A 26,316-nucleotide genomic window follows, 5' to 3' on the forward strand; every position below is an offset into this window, starting at 1 on the left:
ATTAATGGCAATGCCCTTTTAATCCCCGCCTCTCGCCTCAGCTGCGCGGCTTCAGGTTCTCCGCATCATACAGCGGCTTGTAGCCGACGCCGGCGACTTCGACCGGATAGGTCTCCCCGAAATACTCGACATTCAGCTTGCGCCCCACCTCGCAATAGTCCTGCGGCAGATAGGCGAGCGCGATATTCTTGCCCACTGTCGGACCATAGGCGATCGAGGTCGTGTAGGAGCGACGGCCGAGGCTGTCGACCAGCACCTCGCCGGTTGCCGGATCCATGACCGGCAGCGAGCCGACCGGGTAGCGCTTGACGCCCTTGGCATCGATGTTTTCGGTCATCACGAGCGTGCAGAGCATGGCCGGCTGCTTGTCACGGGCCTTGTATTCCAGATGCTTGGCCTTGCCGCGGAAATCGGCTTCCTTGACCTTCGGGCGCGCCAGATCCGCTTCGATCAGGTTGTACTGGGTCAGAAGATCGGCGTTCTGCAGGCGCAGCGACTTTTCCATGCGGCGCGAGTTCGCATAGGTCTCGACACCGAAGGCCATGACACCTGTCGCACGAAGGGCGTCCCAGACGGCGAGGCCATCCTCGTATTTCATGTGCAGTTCCCAGCCCTGCTCGCCGACATAGGAGATGCGGAAGGCGGCGACCGGCTTGCCGCCGATCTCGATCTGCTTGATCTGGGCAAAGGCGAAGTTTTCCGGGTCGAGACCGGCCGGATCGGGTACGACCTTCTTCAGCGTGTCGCGGGCATTCGGACCCCAGATGCCGATGGTGATGAACTTTTCCGAGACGTCGGTGATCGTGACGTCGAGGCCGCGATCCTCAGCCACGCGCTTCATGTAGTGGAAGTCGCGCGGGCCGGCATCCGCCCCGTTGATCAGGCGGCAGCGATCGGCCATGCGGATGACGGTGAAGTCGGCCCGCACCATGCCTTCGTCGTCGAGGAAGTGGGTATAGATGCCCTTACCGATATTGCCGTCACCACCGATCTTGGCGGCGCAGAGCCATTCGAGCAGTTCGACATGATCGGGGCCTTCGATGTCGACCATGTGGAAGTGGGAAAGGTTGACGATGCCGCAATCCTCGCTCATCGCCAGATGTTCGGCATTCGAAACACGCCAGAAGTGCCTGTTATCCCATTCATTTTCACGGACAGGAACGCGGTCGCCGTATTTTTCCAGCAGGTGCTCGTTGGCGGCATAGCCATGCGCACGCTCCCAGCCGCCGAGTTCCATGAAATAGCCGCCGAGTTCCTTTTCGCGCTCGTGGAATGGTGAACGCTTGACGCCACGGCTCGACGCATAGGGCTCGCGGGTATGCACGGCCGGGTAATAGATCTTCTGCGCCGCCTCGAAGCAGCGATTGCCGATGAACTCCTCGGTCAACTGGTGCGGATAGAAGCGGGCATAGTCGATCGAATTGTGGTCGATCTCCGTGCGGCCGTCGGTCATCCAGTCGGCAATCAGCTTGCCGTAGCCGGGCCCGTCCTTGACCCAGATGGCGACGCAGTACCAGAGGCCGCGCACCTTCTGGCTTTCGCCGCAGGAAGGACCGCCGGCGGCCGAGACCTGCAAGAGGCCGTTGAACGAATGGCCCTCGTTGTAGCCGAGTTCGCCGAGGATCGGCGTCAGCTCCATGGCGCGCTCGAGCGGCTCGATGATCTGTTCCATGTCGAGATCGCGCTGGGATGGCGAAAGCCGCGCCTCATGCTTTTCGAGAAGCTCGCGCGGATGGCACATGCGCGGATTGGTGGTCTCGTAATAGCCCCATTCGATCTGGCCGCCTTCGGACGTCTTCGGGTCGCCGGTGTCGCGCATATAGGCGGAATTGCCCTGGTCGCGCAGAAGCGGATAACCGATATCCTTGCCGGTGCCTTCGAACTCGTTGAACGGGCCGAAGAAGGTCAGCGGATGGTCGACCGGCATGACCGGCAAGTCCTCGCCGACCATTTCGGCAATCAGGCGGCCCCAGAGGCCGGCGCAGACGATGACGTGATCGGCCATGATCGTGCCGCGATGGGTGACGACGCCCTTGATCCGGCCGCCCTCGACGATCAACGATTTCGCCGGAGTATTGGCGAACGCTGTCAGCTTGCCGGATTTTTCGGCCGCATCGACCAGCTTGCCGGCAACCGTCTGCGAACGCGGAATGACGAGGCCGGCGTCGGGGTCGAACATGCCACCCATCACCTGGTCTTCCTCGATCAGCGGAAACTTCGCCTTGATTTCGGCCGGGGAAACATAATGCGCGCGGGTGCCGAATGCCTTGGCGGACGACAGCTTGCGCTTGATCTCTTCCATCCAGGTGTCGTCGCCGGTGCGCGCCACTTCCAGACCGCCGATGCGGGCATAGTGCCCCATCTTTTCGAAGAAATCGATCGAATACTGGGTGGTCCAGACCGACAGATAGTCGTGCGACGTGGTGTAACAGAAGTCCGAGGCATGCGCCGTCGAGCCGATATCGGTCGGGATGCCCGACTTGTCGATACCGACGATGTCGTCCCAACCCCGCTCGATCAGGTGGTGGGCGATGGAGGCGCCGACGATCCCTCCGAGACCGATGATGACGACTTTTGCCTTTGACGGAAATTCTGCCATAGCCTGCAATCCTGCCTGCGAGAATGATTGATGTTGAGTTCGATTTTAGGGTGAGCAGACGCACAATTGCAGCCTGTCTGCGACATTCTCCAAGTGTTGCACGACCACTTATCCGCTGACAATCTGCCAGCCAGCGGCAAAATGACAACAGCCGATGTCGCCCACACGACAGACGCGAAGGGAACGGCCGGCCGATCGAGGCGACAGGCACGCCGCCAGCATAGGCGCCCCCTCTCCGCCGCCCAGATAACGACATATCGCGATGCGTCAATACACTTTGTATGCAGGTTTTAAATAAGATTTAATTTTAAACTACGACAATTCAGGGAATTCATTTGGAGCCACCCATGCCTTTTCCGACCATCGATTTCCAAGATACCAAATCCGTTCTCGATGCTTTCAGCCGGTCCCAGGCGATCATCGAATTCAGCACGGACGGCACGATCCTGACTGCCAACGAGAACTTCTGCCAGGCGCTCGGCTACCGCCTCGAGGACATCGTCGGCAAGCATCACCGCATCTTCGTCAATCCCGTCGACGCCGCCTCGCCCGACTATACCGCATTCTGGCAGCGACTGGCATCGGGCAGGTTCGACCGCGGCCAGTACAAGCGCTTCGGCAAGAACGGCAAGCCCATCTGGATCGAGGCCTCCTACAACCCGGTCATGCGCCGCGGCAAGGCCTACAAGGTGATCAAGATCGCCACCGACATTACCGAAAGCAAGATGCGGTCCCTCGACAGCAACGGCAAGCTCGATGCCCTGTCGCGAGCACAGGCCGTGATCGAATTCACGCCCGATGGCCAGATCATCACCGCCAACGAGAACTTCCTCTCCGCGCTCGGCTATAGCCATTCCGAGATCGCAGGACAGCATCACCGCATGTTCTGCGAGCCGGGCTACGCCGCATCAACCGAGTATGCAGGCTTCTGGCCACGCCTGGCGGGCGGCCAATTCTTGAGTGACGAGTTCACCCGCCTGCGCAAGGGCGGCCAACCGATCTACATCCAGGCCACCTACAACCCGATCCTCGATGACGAGGGCAAGGTGTTCAAGGTCGTCAAGTTTGCCACCGATATCACCGGGCGCGTCACTGCGCTGAAGCAGGTCGGCGCTGGCCTTGAGCGTCTGGCCGACTGCAATATCCGCCTCACCATCGACGAGCCGTTCACCCCGGAATTCGAACATCTGCGCGCGCATTTCAACACGGCGCTGGGCAAGTTCCAGGAAACGCTCGAGGATGTGCTGGCGGAGACGACCACCGTGTCTTCAAAGAGCCTGGAGATGCACGACAATGCAGCCGGCCTTGCCCAGCGCTCGGAACAGCAGGCAACGGCGCTGGAACAGACATCGGCAGCGCTGGAGCAAATCACCGAAACGGTGAAGGAATCGAGTGCCCGCGCAGGGGACACACGCAAGCTGGTCAACAATGCGCGCCAGGCTGCGAGCGAATCCGTCGACGTGGTGAAGGCGACGGTAAACGCCATGGGCCGCATCGAAGGCGCCTCGAAGGAAATCACCAACATCATCAGCGTCATCGATGAAATCGCCTTCCAGACCAATCTCCTTGCCCTCAACGCCGGCGTCGAGGCCGCGCGTGCCGGCGAAAGCGGCAAGGGTTTTGCCGTTGTTGCCCAGGAGGTCCGCGAACTCGCACAGCGTTCCGCAAAGGCTGCCAAGGAAATCTCCGGCCTGATCGCCAAATCGACCACCGAAGTGCAGGAAGGCGTAAGGCTCGTCGGCGAGACCGGCGAGGCGCTGACCCGGATCGAGGATTTCGTCGAATCGATCAATCGCAATGTCGAGGCCATCGCAACCGCCGCGACGGAACAGGCGACCAGCCTGCAGGAGATCAATTCGACGGTCTCCTCGCTCGATCAGATGACCCAGCAGAATGCGGCAATGGTCACCGGCATCAGCGCCGTCAGCGAAAATCTCTCGAGCGGCGCAAGTCATCTTGTCACGCTGGTCCAGAGCTTCAAGCTCGACCGTCGCAAGCAACGCCGCGAACCCGGCTCCGAAGCGGCCGCGCGCGGCGCTCAGGACCGCGCAATCACCTCAGCTCCCGGACGCTCCGCAGTCAAGGCGGCAATGCCTCAGGCCACGGCACCCCGGCAATTGGCACGCCCGGCACCAGCACCCGCCTCTGCTACCGGCCGCATACCGGCCGCCATCGGTAACACCGCATTGAAGCAGGACAGCTGGGAAGAGTTCTGATCGGCAAAAGTGGACTGCGGGGCAAAACAGATTGCCCCGCAGCTTCGCTAGGTTCCACAGAAGGTGCGGGTGACGCGCTCTTCCGGTTTCGGAGGCTCACGCAGATCGGCCACATCCGGATCGTCGACAAACGGCGCCTGCAGTGCCTCCGTCAGACGATGGAAGAACGAAAAATCGTTGTAGATCGCTGCCTGGATGGCCTCTTCGATCCGGTGATTGCGCGGGATGAGGGCGGGATTGACGGCCTCCATCCGAGCCTGGATCTCTGTCCGGGAGCGACCGTCATCGATGCGACTATGCCAGCGGACTAGCCAATCCGAAAGCCCCGTCGGATCGGCAAACCGGGCCTGCAGCCCCGCATGATCGGCCCCGCCGGCAACCTTGCCCAGAGCCCGAAACGTCAGCGTGAAATCCGCTTCGCCTTTTTGCATCAGCTCAAGCAGGTCGCTGACCAGCGTCCGGTCTTGATCGCTTTCACCGGCAAGGCCGAGTTTGGCACGGAAGGCCTCAAGCCAGGCAGCCTGGAAAATGTCGCCGAACCGGGACAAAACGCCATTGGCCAACTCGACCGCCTTTTCCTCGTCCTCATCCAGCAATGGCAGCAGGCATTCCGCCAACCTTGCGATGTTCCATTGGCCGATGCCCGGCTGGTTCGCATAGGCATAGCGGCCGCGCTGGTCGATCGAGGAAAACACCTTTTTCGGATCATATTCGTCGAGAAAGGCGCAAGGGCCGAAATCGATCGTCTCGCCGGAAACCGCGACATTGTCAGTGTTCATCACCCCGTGGATGAAGCCGACCGATAGCCAGCGGGCGATGAGTTCGGCCTGACGCGCCGAAATGACAGACAACATGGCCGCATAAGAATTTTCGGCGGAAGCGACCTCGGGATAGTGCCGCGCGATGACATGATCTGCGAGCGTTTTGACGCCATCTGTATCGCCGCGCGCAGCGAAATACTGGAATGTGCCGACGCGGATATGACTGGCTGCGACCCGGGTGAATACGGCGCCCGGCAACACGGCCTCCCGGATCACCGGCTCGCCGGTCAGAACGGCCGCCAGCGCCCGTGTCGTCGGGATACCAAGCGCTGCCATCGCCTCGGAGACGATATATTCGCGCAGCACCGGGCCAAGTGCTGCAAGCCCATCGCCGTTGCGGGAAAAGGCTGTCGGACCGGCACCCTTCAACTGGATGTCGCGACGCCGTCCTTCACCATCGATCACCTCGCCGAGCAAAAGCGCCCGGCCATCGCCGAGTTGCGGATTGAAATGACCGAACTGATGGCCCGAATAGGCCATGGCGATCGGCTCGGCACCGACCGGCAGGATCTGCCCGGAAAAGATTTGCGCGAGCCGCGCCGTGTCACCCGCGTCGAGCGCAATACCAAGCTGATCAGCCAGAGCCTGATTGTAACGGATCAACTGTGGCTGAGCCGCAGCGGCAGGCTTGGCCGGCCGGAAGAAATGGTCTGGCAAGCGGCTGTAGCTGTTGTCAAACGCGATCAAAGGCAACTCCTTGCCCCGGCAGGTGCCAGGCGCTTCATTCACACTGCAATATGGGGATCGCGCCCGGACAGACAAGCAAAAACGGAAGCACATTACCGGGGGATGGAGCGGGCCAATTATGGGCACGGAGCAGTCCGACATCTTGTCTGGTGGTGAAACAGCGCGCTAACTGAGCGAAGACAGGATTGCGTGGCTGCGCACTCCATGCGGACCATCGCCGTCGTCGAACGGCGTTCGGAATTCGCCTGACAGGGACCATGACCATGAAGTTTCGCTACACCGTCCTCGCCGCATTCATGGCGCTCGCCGGCTGCACCACGACTGAAGAAGCACAACAGGTGATTCAGTCACGTTGGATCGGCCAGCCGATCGACTCCTTCTTTATCCAGTATGGACCACCCATCAGTCAGTATCCCCTGGCATCCGGCACGATCATCTACACCTGGCGCGGCGGTGACAGGACACGCTACATTCCTCCGACCTACACAATGCCCGAACCGGCCCGAACCGTGGTGCGCACCGAGACGCGCCAGACCGGCTCTGGCCAGACCGTGACCCAGACCCGCGTGATAGCCCGCGATCCGGGCTGGGGTCCTGAAATGATTTCGCCGCCGCAATATCAGCAACTGTTCTGCGAATTGCAGATCACCGCCGACAAGTCGAACAATATCATGACGATACGCGCTTCGAACGACACCGATGGCGAGGGGCTGAGCCTGTCGAGATGCGCCGAAGTGCTGGACGCGCATCCGAAGAAATAAGGCGGCAGTGATACCCGATATGAGTTTGATGGCGCGCGTATTGCGCTTCTGTGCAATCTATTGACAAACACGGCCACCATTCGGGCTTTCAATGCGTGCCGTACCGTGACGGAGTTTTAAGATTGAGCGTTGCCTTCACCAAGGAAGAAAGTTCCGAAACGGCCGCAGAAACCCTGCTGCCCGACCGGCCGATTTCGCCGCATCCCAACCTGGTGACGGAGGCGGGCCTGAAGGCGCTCGAACAGCAACTGCGCCAGGCGCGCGACGCCTATGAGACCACGAGCACGATCGAGGATGTCAACGAGCGTCGCCGTCAGGCAGCAACCCCGTTGCGCGATACCCGCTACTTTGCAGCCAGGGTTCACAGTGCACAGCTTGTCCCGGAGCCGATATCCACGGATACCGTCGCCTTTGGCAGCACGGTGACCTTCAGCCGAGACGACGGGCGCGTGCAGACCTATCGGATCGTCGGCGAGGACGAGGCCGATCCGAAGACCGGATCGATTTCCTTCGTATCGCCGGTGGCAAAGATGCTGATGGGCAAGGCTATCGGGGACATCGTCGAGTCAGGCGGTCAGGAACTGGAGATCATCGCGATTTCCTGACGCATTGTCTCAGCGCATGCCTTTGGCATTGGAGTTCCCGATCATCTGTGGCGGCGGGCTGAGCAAGCCAGATCGCGACACCAAAAGGCCGGGCCAGCGCGTCCAAATGCACCAATGGTTGCCGAATGCGCAGATGGCGGGTTGAGATGACATCCGGCTACGGGTATCTGGTGCCAACCGCAAACAGGCCCCCAGCAAACTACAAGGCGTATTCCGGCATGATTCCAGACTTCCTCGTCACCCATTCCGGTGGCTTCCATGCCGACGAACTTCTCTCCAGCGTCATCCTGACCAGGCTTTTCCCCCAGGCTCGTATCGTCCGCAGCCGCGCACCCGAATGGCTCACCCCCGGCCCGGATCGCATCGTCTACGACGTCGGTGGCGCCTACGACGCGCAGGCGCAGATATTCGATCATCACCAGCGCGGTGCACCGCTGCGTGAGGACGGCCAACCCTACAGCTCATTCGGCTTGATCTGGAAACACTATGGCCGCGACTACCTCGCAGCCTCAGGCCTGCCGGAGGCGCATGTTGACAAGGTACACGCCTCCTTCGACGCGAGTTTCGTTCTCCCCATCGACCTGGTCGACAATGGAGCGCTCAGCCCCTCGATCGCCGGACCACTGGCAGGGCTGACGCTTCCCGCTCTGCTCGAAACCCTGAAGCCGGTCTTTGATGCAACCGATCCCGAGGCAATTGAGCGTTGCTTCCATGCCGCACTTGCCGTTGCCCGCAGCTTTGTCGAGGCGCGGATCGCCGGAAGTGCCGCAAAACTGCGCGCCGAGGCCTTGGTGCATCAGGCGATCGTCGACACCGGCGCAGGTCGCGTGCTGGAACTACCGATGGGCATGCCCTTCCGCCCGGCCATTATCAAGGCAGGTGCCGATCACCTGCTATTCGTCGTTCACCCGCGCGACAAGGACTGGTGCCTGACCACCATCCGCCGTGCGGACGAGGGTTTTGAGGTCCGAGCCGATCTGCCGGCCGCCTGGGCCGGCCTGACCAACGGCGATCTGGAGGCCGCTTGCGGCGTGGCAGGCGCAAGTTTCTGCCACAACGGACGCTTCGTCGCAGCGGCAAAGTCGCGCGAGGCGGCACTCGCCATGGCCGATCTGGCTGTGACCGAGGCTCTCTCGATCAAGCAGGACAAGACAGCGGTAGCATAGGTCTGACCGCTGACCCTGCAGTGAGCGATATCGAACAACATAGTCGGGTGCCGGAAGGTGTCTCGGCTATTCCTGCTGAAACTGGCAGGGCCAGCTCGCCGGCTTTTTCAACCCGGCTGGCAAAACGGTTGCGTCGTCACCACAGGCCATGTCCAGTTGCCACTGGGTCAGACCTGTCGCGCCGGCAAGATCCACGCCTTCAATACGGGTCAGGAAAAAGAAGGCACGTTCAAAATCGACCGGGCTGGCAAACGCAGCTCCTCGAAAATCGGCACGGGCGAGATTGGCCAGCGAAAATCGGCTGCCGCCGACATCGGCCCCGTCGAACTGCGAACGTCCCAGGTCGGCCTTGGTGAAATCTGCACCGGCAAGCTTGGCCTGGGTGAAGACGGACCGCTGCAATTCCGCGCCGGAGAAGACAGCACCGGGCGCATCGAGCTGGCTGAAATCCGTTCGATAGGCTTCTATCCTGGCAAATCGCGTACCCTTGGCCGTCGAACCCGCAAAGCTGGCCCGCACCAGAACAGCCTTCTCGAAGTTTGCCTCCGTCAGATTGCTGTTTCTCAGATCCGTCGAGGTGAAATCCGTCCGTGTCAGGTTGGCGCCGCTGAGATCGCTGCTATCAAGCATGATCAGTTTCTTGTCGCAGTCCTGCCAATTGATGCCGGGCACCGGCGAGGCGCGGCAATCGTCAGCGGCCAAGACATCCTGTCGAAACAGCCCGGCACAGGCTGCCATCAGCAGGAGGCATTGAAGAACGGATTTCCCGCGAGTCGCAATCACTGGCCGCATAGTCTCTTCCCATCCGCCGAAACGGCTGCATTGGCGTAAATCTGTATCGGCCTGCGCAACCTGTTGCGCCATGTCCGAAACTCTCCTCGGTCGACCTGGCACCGTATGCTGACGCAGCGCTTGAACCTAAGCCGAACCCGTGGCTAGCGAAAGTGCTAAATCCGATCAAGCCGAATTCGGCTGCACGCCGGCGACGAGGGCAAGAAGCCATCCTAACAAGAGTCCATGACGGCCAATCTGTTCACAGCCAGCTCTTCTCGCACCTCTTCCAGCGACCATGCCGATCATGCCGGAAACAAGGGCACGCTGGACAAAGCCCGGCCCCCATTCAAGACATTGTCGCTCTATCTGCGCCATCTCTTGCCGCAGCATGCCTCGCCCAACCCCGGCATTCGACGTAGTTTCGCATCAGACTTTGCCATGGACAGCGCCAAACAGCTTACGTTACTGTCACGGATGACATACAGAGACGAAGTGGCGGGACCGAACACGGCCGCCTTGAGTCGACCAAATAGAGGGACCTAACATGTTGAAACGCCTTTCATACACAGCAGCCATATTTGCGGCAGCCACTGCCCCGGCCTTTGCCCACCTGAACCCTGAAGAGCATGGTTCGATGATGGCGGGTCTGTCGCATCCGCTGTTCGGCGCCGACCATATTCTGGCGATGGTTGCCGTTGGCATCTGGGCCTCGCAGATCGGCGGCCGCGCGCTCTGGGCTGTGCCGGCTGCTTTTGTCGGGACGATGGCCATCGGCTTCGCCCTCGCCGTCGCCGGCATTGACCTGCCCTTCGTCGAACCGGCGATCCTTGCCTCCGTCATCGGCCTTGGCCTGCTGGTTGCGGCCGCCGTCCGCCTGCCGGTCGCAGCCTCTGCTGCCGTCGTTGCCGCCTTCGCCCTATTCCACGGCCATGCCCATGGCGGCGAACTCGGCACTGCCGGCGCGCTGCAGTTCGGCATCGGCTTTGTCATCGCAACCGCCGGCCTACATCTGGCAGGTCTCGGACTTGGCCTTGCATTGAACCGCGTCGGCCCGGTCGTTGCCCGCCTGGTGGGTGTGGCAACGGTCTTCGGTGGTGCCGCGATCGCCTTCGGCTGACCGAGACAAGCAGACAACATGCGAACGGCGGCCCAACGGCCGCCGTTTCAGTTTGAATCGCCTCCTACAGACAAGCCGCCAAGCGCCTGATCGGACTCATCTTTCAGGCCTGCCTCAGACTGCGGATGAAGACGCGTTCAGCCGCGCCCGCGATAGGTCGCGACCCCCTGCTCCGGCAACCACACGCCAGTCGGCGCCTCGCCGGTCTGCCAGAAGACGTCGATCGGAATGCCGCCACGCGGATACCAGTAGGCACCGATCCTCAGCCATTTCGGATCGAGAAGCTCGACAATGCGCTTGGCAATGTAGATCGAGCAATCCTCGTGAAAGGCCCCATGATTGCGGAAGGCAAACAGGAACAGCTTCAGCGACTTCGATTCCACCAGCCAGTCACCGGGAATATAGTCGATGACGATATGGGCGAAATCCGGCTGCCCGGTCATCGGGCACAGCGAGGTGAATTCGGGCGCGGTGAAGCGCACCACGTAATCCGTTCCGGCATTGCCGTTCGGCACCCGCTCCATCACGGCAGTCTCCGGGCTGGACGGCGCCTCGACCGCCTGGCCGAGCTGCGACAATCCCGATACGTCGGTCATGCTCATTGTCTTATCCCTTTACCGCTACGCCCACGCCGTGGGCCTCTTCGCTTTCCGGTTCCACATGGATTGTCACGCGCCCGCCCGGCAGCACGGCCTTGACCGCGGCTTCCAGCCGGTCGCAGATATGATGCGCCTCGACCACGGTCATATCCGCCGGAACGACCAGATCGAAGGCGACGAAGGTCACAGCACCACCGCGCCGGGTGCGCAGATAATGTACTCCCAGTGAGCCTTGCGCATTGTCGGTAATCGCCTGCTTCACGGCGGCGATTTCGCTGACGTCAACCGCCTTGTCCATCAGTCCGTCGATCGACGCGCTGATCACCTTCCAGCCCTGGAAGATGATATTGCAGGCAACAAGGATGGCGAGCAGCGGATCGAGGATCGCATAGCCGGTGGCAACGACCAGAACCAGACCGACCAGAACGCCGATCGAGGTCACCACATCCGACATGATGTGATGGCCATCGGCCGCAAGTGCCGGCGAACGGTGCGACTTGCCGACGCGGATCAGCGTGCGCGCCCAGACAAGATTGATCAGACCCGCGACAAAATTGATTGCAAGGCCGAGCGCTGGCGCATTCAGCACCTGCGGATCGGCAAGCGCCGCCACGGCCTCGTTGATGATCAACAGTGCGGCCACGACGATCAGGACACCCTCGACGACCGCCGACAGGTATTCCGCCTTGTGGTGACCATAGGGATGGTCGTCATCGGCCGGCTTCTGGGCGTATCGAATGACGAAATAGGCAATGAAGGCCGCGATCACATTGACGGTCGATTCCAGCCCGTCCGACAGCAGCGCTACCGAGCCGGTCATCCACCAGGCCAGGAGCTTCAGCCCCATCACGCCGAATGCGAGCGGAATGCCCCAGAAGGCGAGCCGCTGAACCAGGTTATCTTGTTTTCCGACCATCATATGCGTCCGTGCAGATGCGAGCGAATTGCAATGGGCAATCCCAAAATGCAAAACCGCCCGCGACGGAGCGCAGGCGGTTTTGAGTTGGCGCAGTCTAAAGCACAGAGTTTAACGGCGGGTCAACCCACCGAAACCGGTATCAGGCGGCTTTCACCTTGGCTCGTTTCGCCAGATGCGCCACGACGTTCTCGATCATCCGCATGCCGGCATCCTGGCCGAGCGTCATGATCGATTCCGGGTGGAACTGCACCGCAGCCACCGGTTCCTTGGTGTGTTCGATGCCCATGATCGTGCCGTCTTCGCTTTCCGCCGTGATCATGAATTCGCGCGGCAGCGTGGCCGGATCGGCAAAGATCGAGTGATAGCGGCCAACGGTCACTTCCTTGGCGAGACCGGAGAACACCAGGCCCGGCTCGAGGATACGGATGCGCGACGGCTTGCCGTGCATCGGAACCGCGAGTTGGCGCAACTCGCCGCCATAGGCTTCGGCCAGCGCCTGCAGGCCGAGGCAGACACCGAAGATCGGCAATTGCCGCGCCCGCGCCTTCTTGATCGTCGCCTTGCAGTCGAAATCCTTCGGGCTTCCCGGTCCCGGCGACAAGACGACGAGATCGGGATTGAGCTTGTCGAAGACCTCGTCGGCCACCGGCGAGCGCACGGTGTTCACCGTTGCCCCGGTCTGGCGGAAATAGTTGGCGAGCGTATGCACGAACGAATCTTCGTGGTCGACGAGCAGGATGTTGATACCCTGCCCGACGGCCGCCACGCCGCGCTTGTTCTTTGGATCATTGCCCGTCTTGGCGTCACGAATGGCTGCAATCATGGCGGATGCCTTCAGTTCGGTTTCGGCCTCTTCCTCTTCGGGGATGCTGTCGTTCAGGAGGGTGGCGCCCGCGCGCACTTCCGCGATGCCATCCTTGATGCGAACGGTGCGAAGGGTCAGCCCCGTGTTCATGTCACCATTGAAGCCGACCATGCCGATCGCGCCACCATACCAGGCGCGTGGGCTCTTTTCATGCGCCTCGATGAAACGCATGGCCCAGAGCTTCGGCGCGCCGGTGACGGTCACGGCCCAGGCATGGGAGAGAAAACCGTCAAACGCATCCATGTCGTCGCGCAGACGGCCTTCGATGTGATCGACCGTATGGATCAGGCGTGAATACATCTCGATCTGCCGGCGGCCGATGACCTTCACCGAACCCGGTTCGCAGACGCGCGACTTGTCGTTGCGATCGACGTCCGAGCACATGGTCAGTTCGCTCTCGTCCTTCTTGGAGTTCAGGAGCTTGAGGATCTGTTCCGAGTCGGCGATCGGATCATCGCCGCGCTTGATCGTGCCGGAGATCGGGCAGGTCTCGATGCGCCGCCCGTTGACCCGGACGAACATTTCCGGCGATGCGCCGACCAGATATTCTTGGTTGCCGAGATTGATGAAGAAGGAATAGGGCGACGGATTGATCTCCTTCAGCCGCTTGGAGATCTGCGACGGCTTTGAATCGCAACGTTCCATGAACTTCTGCCCCGGCACAACCTCGAACAGGTCGCCGCGACGGAAGCTTTCCTTGGCCTTGGTGACAAGCTCGGCATATTCGCCCGGGCGATGGTCGCCACGCGGCGGGATCTTGTCGGTATGCTGGAACGGCTCGGGCGCAATCTCTTCCGATCTGCCCTCCGTCGTCACATCGCCCTTGGCAAAATCGTAGCGGTCGATCCAGGCCTTGGCCGAATAATGGTCCACGACCAGGATTTCGTCCGGCAGGAACAGCACCATGTCGCGCTGGTCTTCCGGCCGCTGCAACGACAGCTTGATCGCGTCGAACTGAAAGGCGAGATCGTAGCCAAAGGCACCGAACAGGCCGATCGCCGCATCTTCCTCGGAATGAAAGAGATCGGTGATGGCTCTGAGAACGGTGAACACGGTCGGGATCTTCGAGCGTTCTTCCTCGGTGAAGACACGCTCGGGTACCTTGACCTCCAGATCGAGGCGGCGATCACTGCGCTGGCCGAGATCGAGGTCTGAAACGCTCGACAGCTTGTCGGCGATCAGCGCCAGCAATGCTTCGCCACGACCGTTATAGGCCTCGATCCAAACCTTGCGGCCAAAGCAGGATATGCCAAGCGGCGGATCGACGATGGCGGTATCCCAGCGGGTGTAGCGACCCGGATACTCGTAGTTCGACGAAAACACAGCGCCGCGCCGCTCGTCGAGCTTGTCGACATAGGTGCTGACCGCGTCGGCATAGGGTGTCGGCCGCCGCCGCCGCGTCACGGTGACACCGCCACGCGTTACATAGGCCTCGCTCCCGTCTTCCCGCATGATCGTCGACATTCCAGTCTCTCTCCGTCTTTCATAGCCCGGTTGGAAGGCGCCTGAATACAAAAAAGCCGCCTCAGGTTCTCCGGGCGGCTTTGGGTTCAATCGTCTCAAGACATGATTGGTCAAGGCCGCGTTAGCGTACCCACCACCAAGCATTGTTGTTCGAAACGATCTTCATGGCGTTTTGATAACCTGCTCTTTGCCCCTGCGCAAGCGGGATTCGACGCACATATTCAGGGAACATTGCAGAGCATGGACTGAACTTAAGCGGCTCCCAACCGTTAGCCCTCGCGGCAAAAGGGAGACGGCATCCAAAATGCGGAATTTTCTCGGCGTAAGTCTGGCCATGATCTGGCTCATCGGCGCAAGCCTCCCGCCAAGCCTGCCAGCCCGCGGGCCGACCCCTGAAGAAAAGCCACAGGTTACAGCGCCTGTGCCGAAACCTGCCGACAAGCCGGAGATGGACGAACAGGCGGGCACAGCAAAGGAAGCGGACAAAGACGGCGCACCGGACGCCGTCGCGCCCGACGACGCGGGCTCCACCCAGCCGTCCGCGCCGCCAGCAGCATCGGTGCCGGCAACGAAGCCGGACTTGCCCCCGAACCCAAACCTTGCCCCGGAGAAAGCGCCGGAGCCCGTTTCGGAACCGAAGATGCCACCGCCGACCGTTGCCACTGAGGATGAGGCAGGCTTCAAGGCCTGCGTGGCAGCCTTGAAGGATCTGGGCGCGACATTCGAACAACCCGCGCGGATTGACGACGGCAACGGCTGTGGCATCGACCGGCCGATAACGCTGACGCGGCTCTCCCCGACAGTCTTGCTGGAACCTGCCGGGACATTCCGTTGCGAAACGGCCTTGCAGCTTGCCCGGATGACCCGCGACATGATCGTCCCGGCAGCAAACCTCGGCCTGTCCGAGAAGGGTGCGCTAAAATCCGTCAACCAGGCATCGGGCTACATATGCCGCAACCGCAACAGCGCGGAAAACGGCAAAATCTCCGAACACGCCCGCGGCAATGCCGTCGACATCGCCGCCCTGACATTCGAACGCGGCACCGTGCCCATGGTGATCGCCAAACAGGATGACGGCACATTCGCCGCCGCCTTCCAGCGCAGCCTGAACGCGATGGCCTGTCTGTATTTCACCACTGTCCTCTCCCCCGGCAGCGACGCGGCCCACCTGGACCACCTGCATCTGGATGTCATCAAACGAAACAGCGGTTTCCGCTATTGCCGGTAATGCAAAAAGGGCGGCGTCCGATGACACCGCCCTTCCCTTGCCCCGCCGAAGCGAAGTTTAGAACTTTTGCGTCAACGAGATTTTGAAGGTCCGGCCGGGTTCGGAGTAATACTCGATAGGCTGGTTGGTATTGCCGGTACCCGGTACCGTTGTCGGGTTGAAGTCCTTCATGCTGACCGCATTGTAATAGGTCTTGTCGAGCAGATTGTAGATGCCAGCCTGAATGCGCAGGCCCTTAGTCTGCTCAGGCTCCCACCATGCCGTCAGATCGACAACACCATAACCCGGTGCGTCAAACGTCGTCGCGACGCCGTCGTCACGCATGCCGGCCGCAGCGATAAGGCTGAGATCCGTACCCCATGTCTGCTGCTCGAAACCGAAGCCGACCACGCCTTTGAACGGGGCCACAGAGCGAAGATACTTGTCGGCGTCCTTGTCCTTGCCGTAGGCATAGGCACCGCCCGCATGCACGAAGAGGCCGTTGTCGAAGTCCTTGCGCAGGCTGAACTCGAAGCCGGAAATATCCACATGCTTCAGGTTGTTGTACTGCGTCAGCATGCCATAAGTCGGGTCACCAAACGTTGTCGTCTGCTCGATGAAGTTCTTGTAGCGGCTGTGATAGGCCGCGAAACGAGCGACAAAGTCGGTAAACTCGACCTTGCTGCCGATTTCGAAGGAGTTCGATGTTTCCGCCTCAAGCTCCGGATTGCCGACCACGGCATATCCGGTGTTGACGAAGTCGAGATAGAGTTCGTTGACCGTCGGCGCGCGATAAGCCATCGACCACTGCGAATAGACCTGTACTTCATCGGTCAGATCGTAGCTGGCCAGCAGCTTCGGGCTGAGCCGGCTGCCATCGCTGCTTTCGGGAAGGCCAGCCTTCAGATAACCATTGTTGATAGCATAGGCGTCCGTCAGCTTGGGCTCGTAGTCGTACCAATCAAAGCGAATGCCCGGCGTCAGCGAGAAGGCACTGTTTTCCATCGAGATCTTGTCGTCGATATAGATACCGAACTTCTTGCCGTCGATGTCTGGCATGTCCGACTGGTTGGACTTCAAGCTGGTGCAACCGGCTGTCACCGTCCCGAGCGTGCACGCGTCGATACCGGTCACGAACTGGCTCGTATCGAGCAGCGCGCCATCGGCTCCGATCGTCAATTCATGCGTAAGGTTGCCGGTATTGAACTCGCTGACCACGTTGCCGGTAAAGCCGATGGCGCTTTCCTGCAATTCGTTATCGCGCAGCCATGGCCCGGCAACAGCCCCAACACGACGTCCCGATGCACCGGCATTCTTGGTCGTTTCCTGCCAGTAGACGGACAGGCGCGCCGACTGAATGACCTCATCTTCCGCGGGATTGAGGAAGCTGTAGTCCAGTGACACCCGGTCGCGCGCCGTGTCGTCGAAGCCGTCATATTCGCCGACCGCCCAGACACGGCTTGAACCCGTGGTAGCACCCGTCAATGTTTTCAGTTCGGTATCGGAGTTGTAGCGATAGCGTTCCGCCGTCAGACCAACCGTATGGCCGCCCTCCAGATCCTGCCGCAATTTGAACAGCAGGTTGTTCTGGTTGAAATCCCCGGGATTTGCCTCGGTACGCGTTGCACCGATGCTATCCACCGTTCCCTGGTTCTGACGCTCCTGCCCTCGCCTGTAGGTGCCCTGGAAAAGCACGGACGTATTGTCGATGCGCTTTGCCACCGCTGCCGAACCGCCGAAGCTCATCTCCTCGCTGTCAAAGGTGGCTTTCGCCATCCCGCCCCAGTCCCTGCCCTCGCCGATCAGATCTTCCGGCTCCAGGGTGCGCAGGGCGATACCGCCGGCCAGCGCGCCGGAACCCAGACGGCTCGAGTCAGAACCGCGCAGCACATCAAGCGTCGAAATCGACGAGAAATCAAAGCTGTCGCTGCCGCCGGCAACATTCGTCGTGGTGGCTGGACCACCGCGTCGCGCATAATTGTCGAGATAAGGCAGAGGGATGCCATCGATCGTTGTCAGGACGCGTGGCCCACCCAGGCCGCGGATCGTGACGCCACCCTCGGACTTGACGAAATCAACACCCGGCTCAAGCGAACGTCCGAGATCCCTGAAGTTTTTGATCTGGTTCCGCCGCAGGTCTTCCGCGGTTCTCTGGCTGACCTGCGGGCTGTTGGAAATCACCGTCCCGTTCGCGACGCGCTTCCCTTTGACAACGATCGTGTTCAGTTGGGTCTCACCGTTTGCAGCGGTATTCGCAGCATCCTGAGAAAGAGCAGGATTGGAAATGGTGATCACCGCAAGTGCGGTACAGGTGAGCAATGTGGGTCGGAGGGACCGGAAACCCATGCGATGTTCCTTTCAGCGGCCACGAAGGATCGTTCCCGCGCAGGTCATGGTGCGCGAGCTGGCCAAATGGGATTGCGTCAAAATTGCGGCGACCAGAACCGGTCGCCTCATTTACGCCGTATAAAACATGATTGTTTATGTCAAGATATAATACATGATTCTTTTTATCATGTATTATGACCGTTGCGATATCGGCAGAAATACCACAGTTTTTCAGGGGTGACGCAGCGTCAGAACAGACCTTCGATATAGCCTTGATCGTTCAGGAAAATCTTCTCCGACGACGGGACCCGCGGCAAACCTGGCATGGTCATGATCTCCCCCGTGATCGCCACGACAAAGCCTGCACCCGCCGACAGGCGAACCTCGCGGACATGCACCACATGGCCCTCCGGCGCCCCTCGCAAGGTCGGATCGGTCGAGAACGAATATTGCGTCTTCGCCATGCACACCGGCAGGTCCCCGTAGCCCTGCTCCTCCCAGCTTTTCAGCTGGTCGCGCACCGCCTTGTCGCTGGTCACTTCGCCGGCATGGTAGATCTTCGAGGCCACGGTCTCGATCTTCTCCATCAGCGACAGCGCATCCGGGTAGAGCGGCTTGAAATGCGAACCGCCGCTATCGGCCATTTCCGCCACCCGTCGGGCAAGCTCCTCGATGCCGGCCGAACCGTCAGCCCAATGGCGGCAGACGATCGCATCCGCCCCGAGATGGGAGACATAGTCCTTCACCGCCTCGATCTCGGCCTCCGTGTCCGAGACGAAGTGGTTGATGGCAACCACGACAGGTACACCGAACTTGCGCACGTTTGCCACATGCCGCCCCAGATTGGCACAGCCACGAGTCACCGCCTGCACATTCTCCCGCCCGAGATCCTCCTTGGCGACGCCGCCGTTCATCTTCAGCGCGCGAACGGTCGCCACGATCACCGCTGCCGCCGGCTGCAGGCCTGCCTTGCGGCATTTGATGTCGAAGAATTTCTCCGCCCCGAGATCTGCCCCGAACCCGGCCTCGGTCACCACATAGTCGGCGAGCTTCAACGCTGTCTTCGTGGCGATCACCGAATTGCAGCCATGCGCGATATTGGCGAACGGACCGCCATGCACGAAGGCCGGATTGTTCTCCAGCGTCTGAACAAGATTGGGCTGCATCGCCTCCTTGAGCAGAACCGTCATCGCACCATCGGCCTTGAGGTCGCGGGCAAAAACCGGGCTCTTGTCACGGCGATACCCGATGATGATGTTGCCAAGCCGCTGTTCGAGGTCGTCGAGATCAGTCGCAAGACACAGAATGGCCATGACTTCGGACGCCACGGTAATATCGAAGCCGGTCTCACGCGGATAGCCGTTTGCAGCGCCACCCAATGACGACACGATCTGGCGCAGCGCCCGGTCGTTCATGTCCATCACCCGCCGCCAGGTAATGCGCCGGGTATCGATGCCAAGCTCGTTGCCCCAGTAGATATGGTTGTCGATCAGGGCCGACAGCAGATTGTGGGCCGAGGTGATGGCATGAAAATCGCCGGTGAAATGCAGATTGATCTCTTCCATCGGCACGACCTGGGCATAACCGCCGCCGGCCGCCCCGCCCTTGACACCGAAACACGGCCCGAGCGAAGCCTCGCGAATACAGGTGATCGCCCGCTTGCCGATCCGGTTCAGCCCGTCGCCGAGCCCGACCGTCGTCGTCGTCTTGCCCTCGCCTGCCGGCGTCGGATTGATCGCCGTAACCAGGATCAGCTTGCCGTCCGGCCGTCCGGCCAGCCCGTCGATGAACGATGCCGAGACCTTTGCCTTGTCGTGGCCATAGGGGATGAGGTCATCCGGCGAAATGCCGATCTTGGAGCCGATGGCCTGGATGGGAAGCTTTTTCGCCGCACGGGCAATTTCGATATCGGACAAGATCGTCAAGTTTCTGTCTCCTCACATCTGTTTTGCGGCCGAAGATCGGCCTGCCGGGCAATGGTTGCAAGCCCGCAGACCTGACTATTTTGGCGCGGCCTCGCCACAGCCCGCGGCGCCACGATCCGCAAGCCCAGCTTCGTATTGCCACCAAGGTCCCGGCTGCCTGAATGCCCTGTTTAAACAATCACTCTTGTCCGGCAAGCTTTGCTTCGGCTAAGTCAGGAGAAATCCGAAGCTTGTCGAGGTCGCAATGAAATCGCTGGAACTGGTCGTCGAAAAAATCATTCTCTCGAGCCGTTGGATCCTGGTCGTGTTCTATCTCGGCCTGGTTGCGGCGCTTGCGGTCTATGCGCTGTCATTCGGCTACAAGTTTCTCAAGATCGCCAGCAACGTGTTTGCCTACGAAGAGTTTGAGATGATCCTCGCGATGCTCAGCCTGATTGATGCGGCCCTGGTTGCGAGCCTGATCGTCATGGTGATGATTTCCGGCTACGAGAACTTCGTCAGCCGGTTCGACAATGCTGGTGACGAGGTCTCTTTTCTCGGCAAGCTCGATGCCGGCAGCCTGAAGATCAAGGTCGCGTCCTCGATCGTCGCGATCTCTTCCATCCACCTGCTGCAGATCTTCCTGAATGCGACCAAATACACCGACGGCCAGTTGATGTGGTTCACCCTGATCCACCTCGCCTTCGTCGTGTCGGCCGTAATGCTGGGTTATCTCGAAGTGTTGATGAACAAGAAGAAGGGCGACTATCCCGACAAGGATTGATCGCCGCTCAATAACATATCCGAGCGACACGCCCCCCCCATAGCCTTCAAAGACCATCCTGCCTCTACAATGCAGGCCCCGCCACGCGACCGGGTTCCGAGGCGGAGCTCGTGGTTTCGCAGGCGACGCGCAGCGCTGTGCTCAAGCGATTCTGCCACGGCCCGGCAGACGGCTGGATCATACCAATGCCATGATGGAGGACATGCAGCCACAGGACGGCTTTGACCGTGTAAAACCTAGGGAAACAGAGTTCCGCCAATTCAAGTGGCAGCGGTGAGAAATTAGTCATATTAATACCAATACCCCTCCAAAAAGTGCTAGCTTTTCGGCGCGACTGATATATTTGTGAGATAACTTACAAACAGATATCAACTTTCGAAAATATCAAAAAATGCTGCCAGAACGACAGATGCTCTTGGGCGACGAAATCGGGAGCTGTCAAAGCCGCGCCGAGCTCATGCAGCGTTGGCTCCGGGTGGCAAACGAATATGACCTGGACCATGTGACGGTCACCAATGCGCCAACCTTCCAGGACAAGCTGTTCGGCAATCTGGTCCACGAAAGCACCATCCCGTCCGACTTTGTTCGCGAATTCGATCGCAAAGGCTTCCTCAAGTTTTGCCCGCTGACATCACATGTCTCGCGAACCATCATGCACAAGACCTGGACGATCGGATCGGACGGCAAGTCGCCGGATTTCGACTGTCCGCCGGAAATGTGCGAGCTTATGTATCGCTATGGCCTGCTGATGGGCGTCATGTTCCAGACCTCGTCGATTGATGGCAGCCGCCAGATGGTTCGCTATGACGGCCGCCGGGGACCACTCACCCAGCCGGAACTGAACGAGCTGTCGATGATCAGCATTCAGGCCTTCGATGTCTTCGACCGCCTGCGTCGCACTGCCAGCACGACCAATGTCCTGTCCGCACGCGAACTGGAAGTTGTACGCTGGACGGCCCAGGGCAAGACCTCGCTGGAGATCGGCCAGATCCTGTCGCTCTCGGATCATACGGTTAACGCCTATATGACCAATGCGATCCGCAAGCTTGATTGCGTCAACCGCACCCAGCTGGTCGCCAAGGCAATCCGGATGAAGATCATCAGCTGAGCGGTCTCGCAGATCGACGGAAACGCAAAAGGCCCGGCATCGAACCGGGCCTTTTCTATTGGCGATCGATCGCCGGGTCAGCGATCGAGAATGGCGCGGATCTCGACCATGTTGGAACGGACCCGAAGAATGTAGAAGCCCATCGTGGCCAGGTGGGTCGGCATGATCCAGCCATCCTCGCGGCCATTGGAAATGATCGCCGGCTGGATCCTGAGCGAAGCCTGCAACTGGCGCTCCATCTCGGCCCAAACAGTTCCCAGATTGCGCTCGCGAATCACATTGCCGAAATCGGCGCGTGCCGCCTGTAAAAGCGCATTTTGGGCATAGAGCTGGCCAAAGGCGAACCAGAAACGGTCGTCGGCGCGCGTGTCGAACCAGCCCGCATTGAACTCTTCCGAGCGGCGGCGCAGGATATCGGACGTATTGCCGAGGTCGCTCGCCATGCCGTCGAGCAGCTGCAGCAGATTGTCGGCGCGGGCATCAAACACCGCTTCGCAATTCTCCAGCGACGCATTGAACCGGCGGAAGCTCTGGACCGCGGCGCGATAATAGCTCGGCGTCGGCGTCTTGAAGCCAAACGGATCGGTACCGAAATACCAGGTGCTCTCGTCGAACTGGATATTGCCGCGTGCATCCTGCAGATCGCTGTTTATGCCCGACGTGCCGCGAACGCGACCAAGATTGTCGGCAAGCTGGATGGCAGTGCGTCGGACCACCTGGTTGACGCCGCGCTGGAACGACGCCTTGTTGTCGAAGAACGGCGTATTGTCCCAGTCGACTCCGAAGAAACCGGTCTTGTAGAGCAGCGTCGAGGAAATCCAGACATTCTGGTTGACGTTCATGTCGGTCAGATCGGCAGCGATCGTCACCAGCGACGAATTCTGGCAACGGTTCGGCTGGTCGGGCAGCGCCACACCTGCCGCCACGGTGCGCTCTTCGAGCTTGTAGGCCTGCACGAAGCCGGGGTCGAAGCCATACCAGACCTGGGTGCGCCAGACCAAAAGCCCGTAGAAGACGATCAGCAGAAGAAGAACAAGTAGGACCGGCCCGCGGATCAGCCAGCTGCGTCGCTGATACCAGCCATGCGCCGCCAGGAATGGCCACAGCAATCCGGCGATCGCAATGCCGATTCCGCGACCGATGGCGGCGAAGACGCGCTGGAAGAACGCGATGATCGGATCAAGCATTGTTGTCGTCTCCTATGCCATACAGGCGTTTGCGAAAGGCGGCCTTGTCCCGCAGATAGGTCTCGGTCAGCCGTGATACAACGTATTCACGCAAGCCATCGGAAAAACCGTCATAGGCCTGATAGAAACCCTGCTTGTCGAAGATGAAGCGCGAGACGAAATCGGCGGGCGTCAGCCGGGAAATCAGCCGGTTTGTCAGCCATTGGTCCGGATGGGCGGGATCGGCGCGCACCAGCCAGAGCCGATGCTCGGGGGCCACATCGGCGATGCGCAGACTGCCGCTCCTTACAAGGGTTCTAAGGGCCTCCTGCAAGAAGGGATAGACCCCGTCTTCGGCAACGGCCCGGGCATTGCGATGCAGGAAAGTCTGCAGCCACACGGGATCGATACGGGAAAGATCCGGGACCGGCGACTGTCCAGCCGCCACCGAAAGCACCGCCATCTCTGCCCTGTGTGCCAGGAGCCCGGATGCCTCCACCCAGCTTGCCCGGGGCAATTCGATCCGTCCGGTCTTGGCCAGAAAATCGAAGATCTGCGCCTTGTCGGTGATCGGGATATAGCTCACCTGCCATGGCCGGGAGCGGCGAAACCCAGGCGCCGACGGATCGCAGATCACTGTGGTGATCTTGTCATCCACAAATACGAAGACCCCGCCGAAATGATTGGCCCAGAAGGCATCGTGGCGGAAAATCACCTTGTCCGGCACCAGCACGTTCTGCCGGATGTCGCCGGTCTGCTTGGCTAGGTCCACCATACGATTGAGCAACGAGTCATCACGCCAGGCATCGTTGCTCGTGGTCAACTGGTCACACAGCTGGCGCAATTCGCCCGCCTTGCCGAGCAGATCCTCGGCCGACATCACCCGAAAACGCACTTCGTTGATCGACAGCAGATCTTCGAGCGTGCGCACTTCCGTAACGCTATCTTCGATCTCCCCATAGATCGCATCGCGGATCGTCACCGCATTGATCGCCTTGGCGTTGGCCGCATAGAATTCATGCATCAGGCCGGCGGTATTGGAAAAACTGGTATGCACCACCGGCAGGCTGTCCTGCTCCGGCGTCATGATGATGAACCGCCGATTGACCTTGCCCGGATCGAGATAGTCGGGATCATTGAGTTCGGCTGCGACCTGCGGCGAAAACCCGGTGATGTCGATATCGAACTCGATCAGCTTGGTCTCAGGCAGCCCGAAGCCGGACAGCGCCTTGTTATAGCGCGCGATCAGGTGCGGCTCGGCGATCGGCAGCAGCCGACCATAGATCAGTTCGGCTTCAAGCAGACGGTTCATGCATCCCAACTCCCGTCCTGCTTCATCTGCTCGATCTCGCCGATCGCCCGCTCTCTCTGCCGTTCCCGCCGGACGATCTCACCGACCGCGGCCTCGTCCGACTTATCGGCATAGCGGAATTCGCTGTCGGCATAGCGGTTGATCTCCTGCAGGATCATTTCCATGGTCACTGGGCCACGCAGTTCGGCGATCATCGCTTTCTTCTCGTCATACGGCTTGTGCATGAACGCGGCCGGAGCAACGAACCAGTCATCCGGCAGTTCGACATCCATCGCCCGCATCTTCACAGCGTCGGTGATGTTCTTGATCGCCCGCCCGGTAAAGCGTGGTTCGGCAAGTTTGATCTCGTGCAGATAGGCACCGACATCGGCAAGCGTGACGATCCGGCCATGCGCTTTCTCATGACGTTCCCAGACCGCGACCAGCCCGTCCTCCTTCGGTCGGTCGTGCTCGCCATAGGAGCGCGACACCGCCTTGGTGATTTCCTGGCCGGCAAACAACGCGTGCTCGCCAAGCGCGATGTCATGGTTCTTCCCGATCAGCAGCGAGAATATGTCGATGTAATCCTCCCGCGACTGCGGTCCGTCGACCAGCCAACGTGCACCGGCGCGCTGGCGCAGCGCATCGTCGACATTTTCCGGATAGTTTGAGAACATGCCGAAGGTGGAATTGCCCCGCACGACCGTCGAGGCACCGGCAAAGCTCTCCATCAGCACCGCCGTCACCTCATGCTGGCCGGACGACGCCCGGTCGTCCGAGCGCTTGGCGGTCACCTGGTCGACATCGTCGATCGTGCCAAAACCGATGACGCGCGGGTTCAGAACATTGTTGACGAAGCTCTTGGCATTTTGCCCCGACTTGCCCTGGTAGGACGAGATCTGGTCGACACCGAAATTCTCGTAGTGAAAGGCATAACCCGCCACCTGGCAGTAGTCGTTCAGCATACCGGCCAGCATCTGGATCAGGATCGTCTTGCCGGTTCCCGGCATGCCGTCGCCGATGAAGGTGAAGAGGAAGCCGCCGAGTTCGACAAACGGGTTCATCTGCCGGTCGAAATCATAGGCCATCAGCATCTTGGCGAGCTTCAGCGCCTGATATTTGGCGATGTGGTTGCCGATGATCTCTTCCGGCTTCTTGAAGGTCATCGACAGAGGTTTGCGCTTCGGCCCCGGCGCTGCATCAAAACCGTCCAGCGTGAAGTCGTCCTGATCGACGCGGATATGGCTGGTCTCGAATACGCCAAGATGTTCGAACCGCGCCTTGCGCGACAGGAGCCCTTCAAGTGCGATCTGCGCGAAAGCGCGGCAACGGCCAATCACCGTCGCATCGTCACCCGCGCCGGCCAGTGCGGCATCAAGCCCCGCGACCATGCTTTTCAGGCCATCCTGCGCCGTATCGAAGAGAAAATCCGGCTCGCGCATGCCGTTTTCTTCCGCACTCTCGCCGGAAACGGTCGACAGCAGATAGGCGGCAAAAGCGAATGTGGCGACATAGGCCGACGACGACAGCAGTGCCTTGAAGCGTGCCGCATCCTCGCCCTGCAGCGGAGCCGTCAGATTGCGCGCCTGCAGACTTTCCAGTTCTGTCTGACGGGCAAAGACATCGGCAATCGCCAGCGCAATCTGCGCCCCGCGCCGGACGCGGTAGAGAACCGTATGTTGCGCCGGCGTCAGAAGCGGATCGCCGCCAGCTGCCTGAATGGTCTTGACCAGTTCGACCTCGCGGGTCCGCCGCACCGAACCGGTGGAAACCGTCGAGATGAAACGCCGGTTGGTTCCGGCAATCGGAGCAGCGGATGCCCCCTCGCCCGCATCCAGCACGATGACGCGGGTTATAAGCCCCTGCGCCACCGCCAGATGCCTGGCGATATCAGCCTCGTGCAACGTAGTCAGGCCAGCGCTCAATTCGCTCATG

Annotated in this window: 19 protein-coding genes; 8 read left to right on the plus strand and 11 right to left on the minus strand. The window is 60.4% G+C overall.

Annotated features, from left to right (window positions below):
* Nucleotides 1-37: 37 nt before the first annotated feature.
* Nucleotides 38-2,599 (minus strand): GcvT family protein, encoded by a 2,562-nt coding sequence (locus IM739_RS15920; protein ID WP_237368670.1) that lies wholly within the window; start codon nucleotides 2,597-2,599, stop codon nucleotides 38-40.
* A gap of 347 nt (nucleotides 2,600-2,946) precedes the next feature.
* Between IM739_RS15920 and IM739_RS15925 the strand changes: the two genes are divergently transcribed.
* The gene (locus tag IM739_RS15925) at nucleotides 2,947-4,815 is read left to right on the plus strand and encodes a methyl-accepting chemotaxis protein (protein ID WP_237368671.1); all 1,869 of its coding nucleotides are present in this window, start codon (nucleotides 2,947-2,949) and stop codon (nucleotides 4,813-4,815) included.
* A gap of 47 nt (nucleotides 4,816-4,862) precedes the next feature.
* Here the strand turns inward: IM739_RS15925 and IM739_RS15930 are convergent, their stop codons facing one another.
* A complete protein-coding gene (locus IM739_RS15930) occupies nucleotides 4,863-6,323 on the minus strand; it encodes a protein adenylyltransferase SelO (RefSeq protein ID WP_237368672.1) in 1,461 nt (486 codons plus the stop codon).
* Nucleotides 6,324-6,580: 257 nt separating this feature from the next.
* On the opposite strand from IM739_RS15930, the gene IM739_RS15935 reads away from it, so the two are divergent.
* From IM739_RS15935 to IM739_RS15945, 3 genes are all read left to right on the plus strand, one after another.
* Nucleotides 6,581-7,084 (plus strand): hypothetical protein, encoded by a 504-nt coding sequence (locus IM739_RS15935; protein WP_237368673.1) that lies wholly within the window; start codon nucleotides 6,581-6,583, stop codon nucleotides 7,082-7,084.
* Nucleotides 7,085-7,206: 122 nt separating this feature from the next.
* Nucleotides 7,207-7,689: a transcription elongation factor GreA gene (gene greA / locus IM739_RS15940; RefSeq protein WP_237368674.1), complete on the plus strand. Its 483-nt coding sequence runs from the start codon at nucleotides 7,207-7,209 to the stop codon at nucleotides 7,687-7,689.
* A 218-nt stretch (nucleotides 7,690-7,907) separates the two neighbouring features.
* Nucleotides 7,908-8,855, plus strand: coding sequence for an MYG1 family protein (locus tag IM739_RS15945; RefSeq protein ID WP_237368675.1), 948 nt, complete (start codon nucleotides 7,908-7,910; stop codon nucleotides 8,853-8,855).
* Between the two features lie 66 nt (nucleotides 8,856-8,921).
* Here the strand turns inward: IM739_RS15945 and IM739_RS15950 are convergent, their stop codons facing one another.
* Nucleotides 8,922-9,647: a pentapeptide repeat-containing protein gene (locus IM739_RS15950; protein ID WP_442981143.1), complete on the minus strand. Its 726-nt coding sequence runs from the start codon at nucleotides 9,645-9,647 to the stop codon at nucleotides 8,922-8,924.
* A 526-nt stretch (nucleotides 9,648-10,173) separates the two neighbouring features.
* Between IM739_RS15950 and IM739_RS15955 the strand changes: the two genes are divergently transcribed.
* On the plus strand, nucleotides 10,174-10,746 hold the full coding sequence (locus IM739_RS15955) for a HupE/UreJ family protein (protein ID WP_237368676.1): 573 nt from the start codon (nucleotides 10,174-10,176) through the stop codon (nucleotides 10,744-10,746).
* Nucleotides 10,747-10,883: 137 nt separating this feature from the next.
* Here the strand turns inward: IM739_RS15955 and queF are convergent, their stop codons facing one another.
* From queF to IM739_RS15970, 3 genes are all read right to left on the minus strand, one after another.
* On the minus strand, nucleotides 10,884-11,348 hold the full coding sequence (gene queF / locus IM739_RS15960; RefSeq protein WP_237368677.1) for a preQ(1) synthase: 465 nt from the start codon (nucleotides 11,346-11,348) through the stop codon (nucleotides 10,884-10,886).
* Nucleotides 11,349-11,352: 4 nt separating this feature from the next.
* Entirely contained in the window at nucleotides 11,353-12,261 is a 909-nt protein-coding gene (locus tag IM739_RS15965; RefSeq protein ID WP_237368678.1) for a cation diffusion facilitator family transporter, read from the minus strand.
* A gap of 142 nt (nucleotides 12,262-12,403) precedes the next feature.
* On the minus strand, nucleotides 12,404-14,593 hold the full coding sequence (locus tag IM739_RS15970; RefSeq protein ID WP_237368679.1) for an anthranilate synthase: 2,190 nt from the start codon (nucleotides 14,591-14,593) through the stop codon (nucleotides 12,404-12,406).
* 106 nt (nucleotides 14,594-14,699) lie between these two features.
* Between IM739_RS15970 and IM739_RS15975 the strand changes: the two genes are divergently transcribed.
* Complete coding sequence (locus IM739_RS15975; RefSeq protein WP_237368680.1) at nucleotides 14,700-15,821, plus strand: extensin family protein; 1,122 nt, start codon at nucleotides 14,700-14,702, stop codon at nucleotides 15,819-15,821.
* A gap of 57 nt (nucleotides 15,822-15,878) precedes the next feature.
* On the opposite strand, the gene IM739_RS15980 is transcribed toward IM739_RS15975, so the two are convergent.
* Together IM739_RS15980 and IM739_RS15985 are read right to left on the minus strand one after the other, a co-directional pair.
* Nucleotides 15,879-18,146, minus strand: a complete 2,268-nt coding sequence (locus IM739_RS15980; RefSeq protein ID WP_237368681.1) for a TonB-dependent hemoglobin/transferrin/lactoferrin family receptor — start codon at nucleotides 18,144-18,146, stop codon at nucleotides 15,879-15,881.
* A 230-nt stretch (nucleotides 18,147-18,376) separates the two neighbouring features.
* Nucleotides 18,377-20,053 carry a formate--tetrahydrofolate ligase gene (locus tag IM739_RS15985; protein ID WP_237368682.1) on the minus strand — a complete coding sequence of 559 codons (1,677 nt, stop codon included), beginning with the start codon at nucleotides 20,051-20,053 and terminating at the stop codon, nucleotides 18,377-18,379.
* Between the two features lie 244 nt (nucleotides 20,054-20,297).
* On the opposite strand from IM739_RS15985, the gene IM739_RS15990 reads away from it, so the two are divergent.
* Nucleotides 20,298-20,816, plus strand: coding sequence for a TIGR00645 family protein (locus tag IM739_RS15990; protein ID WP_237368683.1), 519 nt, complete (start codon nucleotides 20,298-20,300; stop codon nucleotides 20,814-20,816).
* A 457-nt stretch (nucleotides 20,817-21,273) separates the two neighbouring features.
* Complete coding sequence (locus tag IM739_RS15995) at nucleotides 21,274-21,924, plus strand: response regulator transcription factor (protein WP_237368684.1); 651 nt, start codon at nucleotides 21,274-21,276, stop codon at nucleotides 21,922-21,924.
* A gap of 77 nt (nucleotides 21,925-22,001) precedes the next feature.
* On the opposite strand, the gene IM739_RS16000 is transcribed toward IM739_RS15995, so the two are convergent.
* Genes IM739_RS16000 through IM739_RS16010 form a run of 3 tightly spaced genes read right to left on the minus strand, consistent with a single transcriptional unit; the run spans nucleotide 22,002 to nucleotide 26,315 of the window.
* Nucleotides 22,002-23,111 carry a DUF2333 family protein gene (locus IM739_RS16000; protein ID WP_237368685.1) on the minus strand — a complete coding sequence of 370 codons (1,110 nt, stop codon included), beginning with the start codon at nucleotides 23,109-23,111 and terminating at the stop codon, nucleotides 22,002-22,004.
* Nucleotides 23,104-24,402 carry a DUF6638 family protein gene (locus IM739_RS16005; RefSeq protein WP_237368686.1) on the minus strand — a complete coding sequence of 433 codons (1,299 nt, stop codon included), beginning with the start codon at nucleotides 24,400-24,402 and terminating at the stop codon, nucleotides 23,104-23,106. Before IM739_RS16005 ends, IM739_RS16000 begins: the two co-directional genes overlap by 8 nt.
* Nucleotides 24,399-26,315: an AAA family ATPase gene (locus IM739_RS16010; RefSeq protein WP_237368687.1), complete on the minus strand. Its 1,917-nt coding sequence runs from the start codon at nucleotides 26,313-26,315 to the stop codon at nucleotides 24,399-24,401. Before IM739_RS16010 ends, IM739_RS16005 begins: the two co-directional genes overlap by 4 nt.
* Nucleotide 26,316: the final 1 nt, after the last annotated feature.

The sequence above is a fragment of the Rhizobium sp. SL42 genome, from assembly GCF_021729845.1.
Taxonomy (GTDB): Bacteria; Pseudomonadota; Alphaproteobacteria; order Rhizobiales; family Rhizobiaceae; genus Allorhizobium.